This is a genomic window from Acinetobacter sp. GG2, assembly GCF_000292385.1.
Lineage (GTDB): Bacteria > Pseudomonadota > Gammaproteobacteria > Pseudomonadales > Moraxellaceae > Acinetobacter > Acinetobacter seifertii.
The window spans coordinates 74524-88762 of record NZ_ALOW01000037.1; the positions used below are offsets into that span (position 1 = coordinate 74524).

General features: G+C 39.7%; 15 protein-coding genes. 6 read left to right on the forward strand and 9 right to left on the reverse strand.

The window, feature by feature from the left end:
- Window positions 1-195: 195 nt before the first annotated feature.
- From B554_RS0112560 to B554_RS0112575, 4 genes are read right to left on the reverse strand one after another with little or no spacing between them, the layout of a single operon-like run.
- Window positions 196-633 (reverse strand): 2-amino-4-hydroxy-6-hydroxymethyldihydropteridine diphosphokinase, encoded by a 438-nt coding sequence (locus B554_RS0112560; protein WP_019458328.1) that lies wholly within the window; start codon window positions 631-633, stop codon window positions 196-198.
- Window positions 590-970 carry a dihydroneopterin aldolase gene (folB, locus tag B554_RS0112565; RefSeq protein WP_019458329.1) on the reverse strand — a complete coding sequence of 127 codons (381 nt, stop codon included), beginning with the start codon at window positions 968-970 and terminating at the stop codon, window positions 590-592. Before folB ends, B554_RS0112560 begins: the two co-directional genes overlap by 44 nt.
- Window positions 971-985: 15 nt before the next feature.
- A complete protein-coding gene (locus B554_RS0112570; RefSeq protein WP_016804195.1) occupies window positions 986-2284 on the reverse strand; it encodes an ABC1 kinase family protein in 1299 nt (432 codons plus the stop codon).
- Window positions 2285-2342: 58 nt separating this feature from the next.
- Window positions 2343-3119: a HesA/MoeB/ThiF family protein gene (locus B554_RS0112575; protein ID WP_019458330.1), complete on the reverse strand. Its 777-nt coding sequence runs from the start codon at window positions 3117-3119 to the stop codon at window positions 2343-2345.
- A 172-nt stretch (window positions 3120-3291) separates the two neighbouring features.
- Between B554_RS0112575 and B554_RS0112580 the strand changes: the two genes are divergently transcribed.
- Complete coding sequence (locus tag B554_RS0112580; RefSeq protein WP_019458331.1) at window positions 3292-3870, forward strand: flavin reductase family protein; 579 nt, start codon at window positions 3292-3294, stop codon at window positions 3868-3870.
- 44 nt (window positions 3871-3914) lie between these two features.
- On the opposite strand, the gene B554_RS0112585 is transcribed toward B554_RS0112580, so the two are convergent.
- The 3 genes from B554_RS0112585 to B554_RS0112595 all read right to left on the reverse strand — a co-directional run bounded on the left by B554_RS0112585 (window position 3915) and on the right by B554_RS0112595 (window position 7704).
- The gene (locus B554_RS0112585) at window positions 3915-5558 is read right to left on the reverse strand and encodes an AMP-binding protein (protein WP_019458332.1); all 1644 of its coding nucleotides are present in this window, start codon (window positions 5556-5558) and stop codon (window positions 3915-3917) included.
- A gap of 220 nt (window positions 5559-5778) precedes the next feature.
- Window positions 5779-6915 carry an acyl-CoA dehydrogenase family protein gene (locus tag B554_RS0112590; protein ID WP_019458333.1) on the reverse strand — a complete coding sequence of 379 codons (1137 nt, stop codon included), beginning with the start codon at window positions 6913-6915 and terminating at the stop codon, window positions 5779-5781.
- An 18-nt stretch (window positions 6916-6933) separates the two neighbouring features.
- Complete coding sequence (locus B554_RS0112595) at window positions 6934-7704, reverse strand: 3-hydroxyacyl-CoA dehydrogenase (RefSeq protein WP_019458334.1); 771 nt, start codon at window positions 7702-7704, stop codon at window positions 6934-6936.
- Between the two features lie 166 nt (window positions 7705-7870).
- Here B554_RS0112595 and B554_RS0112600 point away from each other — a divergent pair, with 166 nt between their 5' ends.
- Entirely contained in the window at window positions 7871-8899 is a 1029-nt protein-coding gene (locus B554_RS0112600; protein ID WP_019458335.1) for an AraC family transcriptional regulator, read from the forward strand.
- Window positions 8900-8915: 16 nt separating this feature from the next.
- Here the strand turns inward: B554_RS0112600 and prmC are convergent, their stop codons facing one another.
- On the reverse strand, window positions 8916-9728 hold the full coding sequence (gene prmC, locus B554_RS0112605; RefSeq protein WP_019458336.1) for a peptide chain release factor N(5)-glutamine methyltransferase: 813 nt from the start codon (window positions 9726-9728) through the stop codon (window positions 8916-8918).
- On the reverse strand, window positions 9728-10816 hold the full coding sequence (gene prfA / locus B554_RS0112610) for a peptide chain release factor 1 (protein ID WP_004700863.1): 1089 nt from the start codon (window positions 10814-10816) through the stop codon (window positions 9728-9730). The genes prmC and prfA overlap by 1 nt, the downstream gene beginning before the upstream one ends.
- Before the next feature lie 398 nt (window positions 10817-11214).
- Here prfA and B554_RS0112615 point away from each other — a divergent pair, with 398 nt between their 5' ends.
- The 4 genes from B554_RS0112615 to B554_RS0112630 all read left to right on the forward strand — a co-directional run bounded on the left by B554_RS0112615 (window position 11215) and on the right by B554_RS0112630 (window position 14238).
- Window positions 11215-11634, forward strand: a complete 420-nt coding sequence (locus B554_RS0112615) for a glycine zipper domain-containing protein (RefSeq protein ID WP_004700861.1) — start codon at window positions 11215-11217, stop codon at window positions 11632-11634.
- Window positions 11635-11869: 235 nt separating this feature from the next.
- Window positions 11870-12388, forward strand: a complete 519-nt coding sequence (locus tag B554_RS0112620) for a hypothetical protein (protein ID WP_004700859.1) — start codon at window positions 11870-11872, stop codon at window positions 12386-12388.
- Between the two features lie 134 nt (window positions 12389-12522).
- Window positions 12523-13527: an LLM class flavin-dependent oxidoreductase gene (locus B554_RS0112625; protein WP_019458337.1), complete on the forward strand. Its 1005-nt coding sequence runs from the start codon at window positions 12523-12525 to the stop codon at window positions 13525-13527.
- A 147-nt stretch (window positions 13528-13674) separates the two neighbouring features.
- Window positions 13675-14238 (forward strand): hypothetical protein, encoded by a 564-nt coding sequence (locus tag B554_RS0112630; RefSeq protein WP_019458338.1) that lies wholly within the window; start codon window positions 13675-13677, stop codon window positions 14236-14238.
- Window position 14239: the final 1 nt, after the last annotated feature.

Sequence of the window (14239 nt, forward strand, 5' to 3'; positions counted from 1 at the left end):
ATATCACTTTTTTTGAGTCCGCATAAGGCTATGCCAGACTGATGCAAGATGCGCATTTGAGAATTTATAAGCATCTTTATTGTCCTGAAGTAACACTAATTTAGTGGATTTCAGTATGGATAAAATGCTCGTAAATTCTCTATTGAGGAACTCAAAGGCCGCGTAAATTTTGCGTAAATTTTAGTTTGAAAGACCTTAAAATTTAAAATTAACAACTGGGTAAAGCGTACTATCAGCCTTTAGTTTTTCACAATGCCAAAGTTCATATAAAGGAATTTTTACATCGAGCGCCAAAGGTAATTTTTTAGAATTAAATTGCATATGGTCCAGATCACTTCCCCATGCAATCAAATCTACATCTAAAGAAATATGATGCGATGGTCGAACACGTCCAGAATCTGACTCAAGTTTCTTTAAAAAAGATTCAACTTGTTCAGATGATAAGGTGCTTCGTAATAGACACGCTGAATTCCAGTAATCATCTCCAATACCATCTCGGCATGGAATTTGATAAACAGATGAAAACTGCACTTTCCCCAAAGTTGCTAATTGCGTATAAGCAAAAGTAAAGTGCTGATCTGCGTCTAAATTACTCGCTAGGGCGAGTGCAAAAATTGTTTCTGGTGCGTTCAAGACGAATTCCTACAGCATTAGCTTCTGCAATGATGGCTGGCTTACGGATGGTTATGGTAATTTTTTCAATTGTTGGAAAGGTTTCAAATAAACATTGCAAAACTAGATGAGCTGCGTGCTCGATTAACTCAGGTTTGGCTTGCTGAATAGTTTGAGCCGATAACTCACAAATCTGGGCATAGTTGAGTGTGTCCTCAAGTTTGTCAGATGCTGCAGCTCGGCTCAAATCATTATGGATGGTTAAATCCAACATTAAAGGTTGAATGATTTGTCTTTCCCAGTTGAAACAGCCAATCACTGTCTCAACATTCAAGCCTTCAATAATAATGGCATCCATAAATTTAAACTGACCTTAGTGCTTTAACAACGAAGCAGGTTCCATATTTTGAACCATTTTCAAACGTTGGTCTGCATAAATATCAGTATATGGTGCGAGTACGCGCATAAAACGATCGAAATAAAGCATTTGCTTAAATAATAAGGCAAAATCTCGAGGGAATTTAATACCGTGGCGCTCACCAACCCCTACCATATCCATCATAATGTCGTTTAAATCGGCAGGATTAGTAGACAGAATCTGCTGTGGATCGGCCATTAATACGCCATTAAACAAACGCTCTAAATCTTGAGCTAAAACCTGAACATCGACCTTGTTATGGGTCATACCCATTTTGAGCATATTTTCAGCCATAGCCTGATAATCAGTCTTTTGCAAAGCATCCATAAACGCGATACATGCTGTCCAGACTTCTGGTTTTAACTGACCCACAATACCGAAATCGATAAAACCAATTCGGCCATCTTCAAGCAACATTAGATTTCCAGCATGTAAGTCAGCGTGGAAACTCTTACAGAGCATAAGACTACCAAACCATGTATTCATGGCAGTAATGAGTACTTGTGACGGATCTTTAGCATATTGTTTCACGACACTAAAATCTGTCAAAGACACACCATATAAACGCTGCATGGTCAAAACACGGCGTGTAGAAAACTGATGATAAACTTTAGGGGCTGTCGCAGCTTGGTTTTGTGAAATATTTAAATATTCCACAAAGTCATCTAAGTTCTGGGCTTCCTCAATGAAATCGACTTCACGCACCATACGAGTTTTAATTTCATCAACAATGTCAGAAAGAGCAGCAAACTTGATTTTAGGGACTGCACGTTCAAGCAGCTTTGCAGCCCAATGCACCACATTTAAGTCAGTGTATAAAATAGTTTCTACGCCAGGTTTTTGTACTTTGATAACGACATCTTCACCTGTCGTTAGTTTAGCTGCGTGAACCTGAGCAATTGAAGCAGAAGCTAAAGGTTTTTCATCGATATAACTAAAAATCTCGCTTAAATCACGCCCTTCAAATTCAGAGGCAAGTACGCCTTGAATATAGCTAAATGGCAGAGTTGGAGTCTGATCCAAACAACCTTGAAATTCTTCTACATATTCACGCGGAAATAGCGATGGTGTACTCGCGATAAACTGACCAAGCTTAATATATGTTGAGCCAAGCGACTCAAAAGTCTCACGCATGAGTTTGGCATTACTTGGCTTATCAGTTGCGTACTTAATACCAGCTTTAGCCGCAACCACTGCGGTTTCACCGATACGGGCAACTGAGCGCAATCCATCAAATAAAATATTTTTTTTCATATTTCTTTAGAACCAGAATATTCGTCTCAAGTGTAGCAAATTTTGCTTTATTTGCTGATTAGCTTGCCTGACAAAGTGGACAATTTATATCTTTATCAAAATTAACAATACGTTGCGTCATATTTAACCCATCCCAAAGTAACAGTTTTTGTTTCAGAGGAGTGCGATTAAGCCCTAAATATAATAAAGTGTGATGTGCTTGTAATGACGCTATCATTACAGGAGTTGTTGCAAGCACTCCTGACTCTGCACAGCGAAGGCCTTCATTGTCATGCTGTTCTTTTGGGAATAAACATTCATAACAAGCTGAATCACCTTCAACCATAAACATTTGCGCCCGAAAGCCAATTGCAGAAGCACTAATTAATGCGACCTGATGCTTTTTACAAGCACTATTCACTAAATAGCGAGTTGTAAAGTTATCACAACCATCCAGCACTACATCTTGGTGTTCAACAAGTCTATCAATGTTATTTTCGTCTAAACGTTCATTAAAGTATTCAACACAGATATAAGGGTTAATTTTCTGTAACCGTTTTGCTAAAACTTCAGCTTTATAACCACCAATATCTTCATGACCAAATGCAATTTGACGCTGTAAATTACTTATCTCAATGGTATCGGCATCAATGAGTGTAATTTTTCCAACCCCTGCTCGTGCGAGTAGCTCTGCACTGCTACAACCTATACCACCAGCACCAACAATCAGTACATTGGCAAGTTTGAGTTTTTCCTGAGCTTCAATATCCCATCCATCAAGTAAAATCTGACGGCTATAGAGATGCATTTCTTCATCACTTAACTCTACAAAATCGATATCTTGAAGCTCGGTCACACGTTAATCCTTTCATTTAGAAGCCAAATGATTTTATGACTAAGTCAATCATTATGAAAGCTATAAAATAGAAACAGTTTTTTATTCGGTTACTGCTGTATTGTTCACATTACTTCTTTCACACTTTCTGCAACAATAGAACGAACTAGTTTCTTTGTTACTTAGGCTAAATATGTCTCAATCATATATTGCACCAGTAGAGTTAGAAAAAGCTTATCGTTTATTAAATCATGGTCCAACTGTGCTGGTTTCTGCACAACATGGTGATGACTGCAATGTAATGGCTGCCGCATGGGCATGTGCCTTAGAGTTTAAACCTGCCAAAGTGACGGTCGTTTTAGATAAAAGTACTAAAACCCGACAGCTGGTTGAGCAAAGTGGTTATTTCACACTACAAGTTCCTTGCTATGCACAGCTCAATATGACCAAGCAACTTGGTACCATTAGCAAATTACATGACCCACAAAAACTTGAACACTGCGGGGTTGAGCTGTTTTATCAAAAAGATCTGACCAGTCCGCTTGTATCAGGTTGTATCGCATGGCTGGTATGTAAACTTATTCCTGAACCACATAATCAGTCAGCTCATGACCTATTTATTGGTTCTGTTGTGGGCGCCTGGGCAGATAGCCGCGTTTTTAGAGATGGGCACTGGCATTTTCAAGATGCACCAAAAGAACTTCGAAGCCTGCACTATATTGCAGGTGGAACGTTTTACTTAATTGGTGAAGAAGTGAAAGCCGACATCTAATATAAAAAATAAAGGGAAATATTTATAATTTCCCTTTATTCAATTTAGTTTGCGTAGGCTTGCTGCATTTTTGCAATTTCTTGCTGCTTCAACAGTCCTCTTTGAATTTTACCGCTCGTGGTTTTTGGTAGACTGTCCACAAACTCAATTTCTTTTGGATACGCATGACGAGATAAACGGTTACGAACATATTGCTGTAACTTATCTTTTAATGTTTCACACGCTTGATAAGCAGGCTTAAGTACCACAAAAGCTTTGACTATTTCGGTTCGTTCCGGATCAGGTTTACCTATTACAGCTGACTCTAATACTGCCTCACATTCTAACAAAGTACTTTCAACATCAAATGGTCCAACTCTATAGCCCGATGTTGTAATGACATCGTCAGCACGCCCCACAAAATCAATGCCGCCATGTTCATTTAAAATGACCGTGTCACCTGTTAAATAATACTTACCAACAAATGATTTGCGATTATTGCCACCATAGCCTTTAAACCACATTAGTGGGGATTGCTCCGAGTCCATCGCCAAAATACCAACACCACCTGTTGGTAATTCTTGATAATTTTGGTCTAACACCGCAAAACGATGCCCTGGAATTGCAAAACCAGCTGAACCTACTTTTAATGGATGCTCAAGCGCATGGTGGTTCGCAATTACCATGCCGAGTTCAGTTTGGCCATACTGATCAAAAATATTGACCTCTAAATCCTGTTTAAACCAGTTCACAACCTCAGGAGTTAATGGCTCACCTGCACTACTCACTACGCGTAAATGTTGTTTAATTGAAGGGTCAAATTTTTCCTTAAACCCAAAGAACATTCGAAATGCCGTCGGAGAGCCGGTTAAATTACTTACTTTATACTTTTTAATTAACTCAATTGCCTGATCTACATTAAATGAACGCTCATCCATAATAATGCTATGCCCCAAGCTTAAAGGCCCGGTAATGCCATAGTACAAACCATATGCCCAGCCCGGATCTGCCAGATTCCAGAACATATCCTCTTCACGCAAATCGACAGCATGGGTCATATAACCTTTAAATGCCAAAATTGCTTTTAGTGGAACGGGTACAGACTTCGCCAGTCCAGTTGTACCAGAGGTAAACATCATTAAAAAGTCATCTTCAAAGCTACGATTTACTGGCTCACATTGCTCAGAATAGCGCTGTAAAGATTGCCAAAAATCGAAGTCATGCTCAGACAAAGGACCAGTCTGATGAACAGTGACAATAACCGGAACATTCAAGGTATTCAGTTTAGGGCGCTGTTGATCATTGGTCACAATCAATTTAGTTTGAGCAGTCGTAATACGGTGATCAATCGATTTTGCTTCAAAGGCAGTAAATAAAGGCTGATAAATAGCGCCTATACGCCACGCTGCCAAAATTGTAATTAATAACTCAGGCGTTCTCGGTAGAAGTCCTGCAATACAATCTCCAGATTGAATTCCTTGCGCTTTAAAGAAGTTAGCAAGTTTTCCAGAAAGCTCAGCAAGTTGTTCGAAAGTATAGTGCTCTGCCTGTCCGTTTTTTCCTTCCCAAATGAGCGCTATTTTATTTTTTCCTACATAACGCTCACAGCACTCAACATAAGCATTTATCGCTTGGGGATGCCCAACAAGTTGCCCTTCAATAAGTTTTGCAAGATCAAATTGTTGATAAGCTTCTGCCAAAGTTTTCATGATGCTCACCTTCATTCCGTTTGATGATTAATTTTGTGTTAGGCCACAAAATCTGTCCTGACTGTTATTGTTTTTGCTAAAGCTCGAAGAATATTTCTTCAACTTTTCCATCTATTTCAAATAAAACTAATAGCAAAAATGTTCCATTTCAATTGCAAGAAACCGCACATGATGTGCGGCTTCTTGCAGTTTTAAGTTTAAAAACTCAATATCTTATGAACTAAACTTGAGCCACTTCACGAGCAATCACCAAACGTTGAATATCTGAAGCACCTTCATAAATCTGGCTTACACGGACATCCCGATAAATTCTCTCAACAGGGAAATCACTGACGTATCCATAACCACCATGAATCTGGATTGCATCCGAACACACTCGCTCAGCCATAGTTGATGCAAAGAGTTTCGCCATTGAGGCCTCTTTTAAACAAGGTAGTCCCGCATCTTTTAAAGTTGCCGCGTGCAATACTAGCTGATGTGCAGCTTCAATCTGAGTTGCCATATCAGCTAAGCGAAAACCAACCGCCTGATGCTGAACCAGCTCTACACCGAAGGCCTTACGTTCATTTGCGTATTGGACAGCAGCATCAAAAGCAGCTCTTGCCATACCGACAGATTGAGCCGCAATACCAATACGACCAGCCGCTAAATTAGATAACGCAATTTTATAACCTTCACCTTCTTGTCTAACCAAATTTTCTAAAGGAATTCGGCAGTCCTCTAACGTTATGGTCGCTGTGTCCGAAGCATGTTGACCCATTTTGTCTTCAATTCGAGTCACCAAGTAGCCTTGTGTATTGGTCGGTACAAGAAAGCATGAAATGCCTTTTTTGCCAGCTTGTTTATCTGTAACCGCAAATACCAAAGCCACTTGAGCATTTTTACCACTGGTAATGAATTGCTTTACGCCATTGAGTACCCAATGGTCGCCATCTCGCTCGGCTTTACATAAAATCGCGCTCGCATCGGAACCAACATGTGGTTCAGTTAAACAAAAGCACCCTAGCCATTCGCCAGAAGCAAATTTTGGCAAATAGGTTTGTTTTTGCTGCTCTGAACCGTATGCCAGTGTAATACCGCAAATCAAAGAGTTTTGTACGCTGACGATTGTCGAAATAGCACCATCACCTGCAGCAATTTCCTCAATTGCGAGTACTAAAGATACATAATCCATTCCGGCACCGCCCCATTCATCGGGCACAGTCATTCCCATAGCGCCTAGTGCACCTAAATCTTTTAACTCCTGAGCCGGAAATTCATGGGTCTTATCGCGATGTGCAGCTGTTGGTTTTAACTGATTTTGCGCATAGTTACGCATCATCTCCTGAACCATGCTTTGTTCAGCATTTAGAATCATTTCAACATCCTTATTTTATTATTTTGCGGCCATACGAATTGCACCATCCAAACGGATAACTTCACCATTTAAATATGAGTTTTCGGCAATGTGGGCAACCAAACGAGCAAACTCTTCTGGTTTTCCTAAACGAGATGGGTACGGAACCATTTGCCCCAAAGCATCTTGTACATTTTGTGGCATACCCTTAAGCATTGGAGTTTCCATAATTCCCGGTGCAATGGTCATAATACGAATAGCATGTCTCGCTAACTCACGAGCAATCGGCAAAGTCATCGCCACAATAGCGCCTTTTGATGCAGAATAAGCTGCTTGTCCAATTTGACCGTCAAATGCTGCAACAGAAGCAGTGTTAACAATGACACCACGGTCCTCTTCACCTTCTTCAACCGTGTTTTTACTCATTGCATCTGCTGCAAAACGCAGCATATTAAATGTACCAGTGACATTAATATTTAAAGTCTTTGTAAATAATCCCAAGTCATGAACACCCTCACGACCAACTACTTTTGCAGAAGGGCCAATACCGGCACAATTCACCAAACCATGTAAATGACCATGTTTAACCAACACATCTTTAAAGAACTGCTCAGCAGCAACTTCATCGGTTACATCAAGTTTTACAAAGTCAGCTTTTGGCCCTAACTGTTTCGCCTGCTGCTCACCTGCTTCTACATTCATGTCAACTAACGTGACTGAGGCGCCTTGTTGCACTAAATATTCAGCCGTTGCAGCCCCTAAACCAGAGCCACCACCTGTAATCACGAAATGTTTTCCTTGAATTTTCATTATGTAATGTCCTATAGAAATGTTCTTTAACCTTAATAGTGAGAGTAAAAGTTGTTTTTTTTCGATACAATTTCAAAAAACCTCAAAATGCTTGCAGCTTTTGATCAATCCAAATTTTGAATATGAAATATTTCACTTGAAATACGTAAAAAAATGAGTCTTTGACATGGTTGTCCAATCTTCTTTAAGTAAAGGAACAATTTCGATTGCACTGGTACATGAAGCATTAAGTGCGGCTTATACCAAAGGGTTAAATACTCAAATCATTTTGAATAAAGCTGGCATTCCTGCTGAATTGCTCATGACACCCAAAGCCCGTGTTCCGGTAGCAACGTATGCACAATTATGGATAGAACTTGCTAATGCCATGAATGACGAGTTTTTTGGGATGGATAGCCACCCTATGCGTCGTGGCAGCTATAAATTACTTACAAAACTCGTCAGTACGGCTGAAACTTTAGAAAAGGCTCTCTACGATATTTTGATTTTTTTTAATTTTGTGCTTGATGATATACGTGGAGAGTTAATTCGAGAACAAGAAAAAGCTTATTTGGTCATTCGTGATCGTGAACAACCTAAACGTATGTTTACTTACGCAACCTTTTTAATGTTGGTACATGGGCTTATGTGCTGGTTAATAGACCAGCGAATTAGTTTAAACAGTATTGCTGTACGCTGTTCAAAACCAAACGATATTCAAGATTATCTAGTTCGTTTCTGTGAGGATATACAATTTAATGCCGAGATAAATCAGGTTGAGTTTGATGCCCACTATCTAGATATTAAAATTAAAAAAGATAAAAAAGCGCTTTATGATTTTTTAGAGCAAACTCCACAAAATCTTTTAGTTCGCTTTAAAAATGAAAATGCCTTGAGCGTTCTTATTCGTCGTCATTTATTAAAGCTTCACCCAGCCCAATGGCCTGAACTCAAAGATATCGCGCAGCAACTCAATATTTCAGAAGCTACTGTTCAACGACGTCTCAAACATGAAGGGGTAAGTTATCAGCAAATCAAAAATGAAATTCGATGTGATATTGCAATTGAACGTTTAAGCAAAAGCAATGATTCAATACAAGACATTAGTGAAGACTTAAATTTCCACGACCCAAGTGCTTTTCACCGTGCCTTTAAAAAATGGACAGGTGTTAGCCCAGGTGCTTACCGGGAAGCTACTCTTAGCTCCACCGCTTAAATAGTTTCAATTTTACTTATAATGATGCCAAAGTGACGCGATCATTTTGGCCATAATCTTGAATAGTTTTAATCTGACTAAAACCATGCTCTGTGAAAATATGTCGAACTGCTTGCCCCTGATCATAACCATGCTCTAATGCAATCCAGCCTTGTGGTTTTAACCAGTTTTTCCCTTGAGCAATAATAATTTCAATATCAGCCAATCCTTGATGGTCTGCAACCAATGCACGGCGTGGTTCTGTTGCCAAAGCTTGCATGTGCTCATCTTCTGGATCGATATACGGCGGATTAGAAACAATTAAATCAAATTTTTGTGGTTCTAGTGCTTCAAACCAAGCACCGCAAGCGAATTTTACACGTTGTAAATTATGAGCTTGTGCATTTTCTTTTGCGACTTCTAAAGTAGGCGCATAAATATCAGTTGCGGTTACCTGCCAATCTGGACGTTCACTCGCTAATGCAAGTGCAATTGCACCTGTCCCCGTTCCCAAATCCACAATATTTGCATTCTTTGGCAAATTTAGATTTAAAACGGTTTCAACTAAAACCTCAGTATCCGGACGCGGTACTAAAGTATCTGATGTTACTTTTAAATCGAGCGTCCAAAATGCTTGTGAACCTGTCACATAAGCTAAAGGTTCACCGTTTTGAATGCGCTCAATACCAGCTACATAGTCTTGCTCTTGTTGGGTTGTTAACTCTTGCTCAAGTCTAAACTTTAATTCAAGCGAATTAATTTTTAGAAAATGCTCAAGTAACCAAGCATTCTCCTGTCGTTCATAACTGTCAAGCTCACCACGAATTGCAAGCGCTTGAGCAATATTCATTAGCCACCATTTTCCTGTGCAAGCATCGCAAGCTGATCTGCCTGATATTCACGATGCAAGCTATCGAGTAATTCAGTTAAATCACCTTCCATAATGGCATCTAACTTATATAAAGTGAGGTTAATACGGTGATCCGTCATACGCCCTTGTGGGTAGTTATAAGTGCGAATTCGTTCAGAACGGTCACCAGAACCGACTAAATCACGGCGCATTTCAGAAGTCGCTGCATCGGCTGCTGCACGTTTTGCGTTTTCTAAACGTGATACTAACAAGGCCATCGCTTTAGCTTTGTTTTTATGCTGTGAGCGTTCTTCTTGACACTCAACCACTGTACCCGTTGGAATGTGAGTAATACGTACTGCCGAATCAGTTTTGTTAATGTGCTGACCACCCGCACCTGACGCACGGTAAGTATCAATACGTAAGTCTGCTGGGTTAATTTCAACGTTAGTATCAACATCAATTTCAGGCAAGATTGCAACCGTACAAGCCGATGTATGCACACGGCCTTGTGATTCAGTCGCTGGCACACGTTGTACGCGGTGCGCGCCACTTTCAAACTTCAAGCGGCCATAAACGCCATCACCATCTACACGGCAAATGACTTCTTTAAAACCACCATGCTCACCTTCATTTTCAGAAAGGACTTCAATACGCCAGCCTTGTGTCTCGGCATATTTGCTGTACATACGGAACAAATCGCCTGAGAAAATTGCAGCTTCGTCACCACCAGTTCCAGCACGAATTTCTAAATAAGCAGCATTAGAGTCATTTGGATCTTTTGGAATCATCAAAATATTGAGCTGGCTTTCTAGTTCTTCAAGCAATGCTTTATTCGCCTGAATTTCTTCTTCTGCCATATCTTTAAAGTCAGGGTCCGACTTCATCATTTCAGCAGTTTCAATGTCTTCTTCTGCTTGACGGTATTTGCCCCAAACTTCGGTAATTTCACTTAAATCACTATGTTCACGAGACAGTTTACGGAAACGTTTGTTATCGGAAATCACTTCTGCATCGGCAAGCAATGCGGTAAGTTCTTCATGACGATCACAGAGTTGATCAAGTCGTAAACGGAGTGACGCTTTCATAAGAGGAAATATCTCAAAAGTCCAAAAAACTTATCTAGATAAATATAAGAAGATAAGCCAAATCATAAAAATAGCGCATAGTTTACAGATTATGCTGATTAAATGACATATGTAATCCTTCAATTCATGAACTTTAGAATAGGCTTCTCAACATTCCTAAGTACATTAAATTAGATATTTTCCCTATCAAACGCTCACTACTTATTTTCAAACATTTGTATTGGTCAACTTTTCGGTCAGATTGATGGTTTTACATACGTTTTTAATAGAAAGCATACAAACGAGACACTAAACTCCAATAATCAAATGGGGGTTCTCCACATTTAAAGAGAAGTGTTTTGTTACATTTGCCGTAACGAAAGATATATGGTCCTGCAACTTGGGACATGGAGTAAGTAATGAAATTAAATACTTTATTATGCAGTGCGGTTTTAGCTACTTCTATGATGACTGTAGCACATGCTGATAATACAACTCACGTAGCAGCTGCTTCAGCTTTAGGTAGTGTAGCTGGTACTGCAATTGGTAAAAGCATGGGTGGTACATCTGGCGCAACAATTGGTGCTGCTTTAGGTGGTGCTGGTGGTGCAGCAGTTGCTAGTGATCGTCGTCACCGTACAGAGTCTGCAATTGGCGGTGGTTTAGGCGGTGGTGCTGGCTATACTGTTGGTAAAAGCATGGGTGGTACAAACGGTGGATACATCGGTGCTGCTTTAGGTGCGGCAGGTGGTGGTGCTTTAGGTAATAAAATTTCTAAAGACCGTGATTATGATCGATCTTCAAAACACTGGAAGAAAAAACACCGTCATCGCCACTAATCACAGTGAAGACATAGACTTAAAAACACCTTCGGGTGTTTTTTTATAGTTAAAATTTTGTGGCCTTAAAATATATCGTTCATGATTTATTCACATCTTAATAGAAACAATACAAAGCAGACACAAAACTATCGTATCAGCATGAGCCTTCTCCATAATTTTCACGAAATTTTTAATTACATTTAGCTCAAGATATAAAGATTGCTCTTTAGCAAAATGAGCATGGAGTTCCAAAATGAAAATGAATATTTGGTTAGCAAGTGCATTAATCGCAACAACCTCTATGGTGTCAGTTGCACATGCAGATAATGGTACCCGTGTAGCAGCAACTTCGGCTCTAGGTAGTGTAGTCGGTACAGCAATTGGTAGAAGTATTGGTGGTACATCTGGCGCAACAATTGGTGCTGCTTTAGGTGGTGCTGGTGGTGCAGCCGCAGCAAGTGACCGTCGTAACCGTACAGAAGCGGCTATTGGTGGCGCTTTAGGTGGTGGTGCTGGTTATACCGTTGGTAAAAACATGGGTGGTACAAACGGTGGTTACATCGGTGCAGCAGTAGGTGCCGCTGGTGGTTCTGCTTTAGGTCGTAAAGTTGGTCAAGACCGTAACTATGATGACCGTTATGACCGTCGTTATGATCGAGATGACCGCCGTTACGATCGTCGCTATGATCGTGAAGACCGCCGTTATTACAACGATCGCGCTTATTATCGTCATGATAATGGCTTACACCGTGGATGGTATAAACATCACTAATTGGTATACAGACATCAAAAAGCACCCTAGCGGTGCTTTTTTATTTGTGAGTGAAATTTATATCGAAAAAAATCGATATACATCACCTCATTTATATCGTATTATTTCGATATAACGTTTTTTGAGAATATCGCATGCGATCACTTCAAGACACCAAATTTTCAATTTTGGAGCTAGCTCCAATACGTGATGATAAAACAATCGAGTTTTCATTACGTCATGCATTAGAGCTCGCCCAACATGCAGAAAAATTAGGTTATGACCGTTTTTGGCTTGCAGAACATCATAATATGGATGGAATTGCGAGTTCAGCAACTGCTGTTTTACTTGGCTTTATCGCGGCTCATACCCAGCGCATTCGTTTAGGTTCAGGTGGTATCATGCTACCAAACCATGCACCATTAGTGGTTGCAGAACAATTCGGTACATTAGCAACCTTATATCCAAATCGTATTGAGCTAGGTTTAGGTCGTGCTCCTGGTACAGATCAGCTCACTATGCGTGCCTTACGTCGTGGGCATCAGGAAACGGAAGATCAGTTTCCTAGAGACGTTGTTGAGATTTTGCAATATTTTAAAGCACCTCAACCCGGCCAAAGAATTATTGCCACTCCTGGACAAAATACTCATGTGCCTGTCTGGTTATTGGGTTCAAGCTTATTTAGCGCACAATTGGCTGCGAAGCTAGGATTACCCTATTCATTTGCATCGCATTTTGCGCCACGCATGCTTGGTCAAGCGATTGAACTTTATCGTGAAAATTTCGAACCTTCTGAATATTTGGACAAGCCTTATGTCTCAATGGGCGTACCTGTTGTAGTTGCCAATACAGATGAAGAAGCTCAGTTCCTAGCAACAAGCGCATACCAACGTGTTTTAGGATTAATTCGTGGTGAAAGCTTAAAACTCAAACCGCCAGTTACATCAATGCAAGGACTATGGAACACAGCAGAACAACTTTCAGTTGAAAATTTCTATCAGATGGCACAAATCGGTTCTGCTGAAACAGTACGTTCAGGTTTAGAAAAGCTTTTGGCTACATATGAAGTCGATGAGTTTATTTTTACTTGTGACGTCTATGATACAAATAAACGTTTAGAAAGCTTTACTCAATTAATGCAATTAAAATCAAGTCATTAATATCTAAACAAAGTCTCATGCTTGGCTCAGTTCCAAGCCTGAGATAACCACCCATCTGAAAATACTTTACCCAGCTACCTTGCTTGGTTATTTATATTAAAACGATAAAAAATCATCATAAATGAAAACCAAAAGGACTTTTGGAAAATGAGTATTGAACTTAAAAATAGTGTTGCAAAATCAGCTACTTTTCAAAATTCAGTTCAGGATTTTGACGCTTTTAACGGTCAAGTTCTTTTATCAAATACAATCAAAGCATATGATTTTTCTAATTTAAATGTAGCGATTATTGGAACGGATCAGGAAACTGTCACACACTTAGACAAAATCTGCCAACAAGCAAAGTTTGTAACTGTATTTCAAATCACACCACACTTTATTTTGCCCCATAGTCAAATTGGTATACATCGTCTCATTACCCATCCACTTATTGCTAAAAACAGAAGGCTATTTAACAACCGTGTAAAAAGTATCTTAGCTCTACGTTTTTTGGAAACCCAAGTAAATGAAACATGGCTGAAGCGTCTTTTGACTCCTAATACAGCAAAAGCCAATAAAACATTTTTTAAATCTGATAACTATTATGCAGCTCTACAGAGACCAAATTGTAAATTACAGACTTGGCCAATTGTGAAAGTTACTCAAACGGCTATATACAGTATGGATGGCACTCAGCAAACCATTGATGTCATTATTAGAACAACTTCTTGAA